We start from the raw sequence: 602 nt of genomic DNA, 5'->3' as shown, positions 1-602 counted from the left end.
CACATGTTGACCGAACTGGTATGATACTACCCAAACGCTATCGGGTCGCGTTCGCGCGCCCGCGCACCGTATGGAGGGATCCACTTTGAACAAGAAGATCATTGCGACCGCCGCCTGCGCGGTTCTTGCGCTCGCGCTGACCGGATGCGGCTCGAAGGCCGAAGAACCGAACCTGCCGAATCCGAACGCCAGCGCGTCGAACAGCGGCTACACCGTTACCGACGCGTCCAAACTCAAGTCGCTTTCGGTTGGCGAATCGGCCGTGTGGCGCGACTACGAAGTGGCCGTGAAGTCGATCGATCGCGCAAACGACCAGCTCAATGTGCAGATCGAGGTCAAGGCGCACTCGAGCGCGCAAGAGCTTTCCACCGAATGCCTTCTTTCGTTCGGCATGCCTCCCGTCAGCTCGACGTTCGCAAACAACACCATCTCGGTGCCCGCGGGAGAGACGGCCTCCGGCACGCTCACGTTCGACGACCGCTACTCCTCGCAGCGTTTGTTCTGGAACGACGGCGCCACCGAAGCTACCTGGCTGCTCGATCAAACCCCGGTAACCGCAGAGCCGGAGCCGCAGCCCGAGGCCCCGGCAGAGCCCGCAACGC

Annotated in this window: 1 protein-coding gene; it reads left to right on the top strand. The window is 62.8% G+C overall.

The genetic code is table 11. The annotated features are described in order from the left end of the window. Positions 1 to 85 precede the first annotated feature (85 nt). Positions 86 to 602, top strand: a 517-nt coding sequence (locus tag GO707_RS11870) for a hypothetical protein (protein ID WP_157013092.1), incomplete at its 3' end; no start/stop codon positions are given.

This window comes from Adlercreutzia rubneri, from assembly GCF_009755265.1.
In the GTDB taxonomy this organism is placed as follows: domain Bacteria; phylum Actinomycetota; class Coriobacteriia; order Coriobacteriales; family Eggerthellaceae; genus Adlercreutzia; species Adlercreutzia rubneri.
The sequence above is the reverse complement of the archived record's forward strand: the minus strand, read 5'-3'. Positions and strand labels throughout refer to the sequence as shown.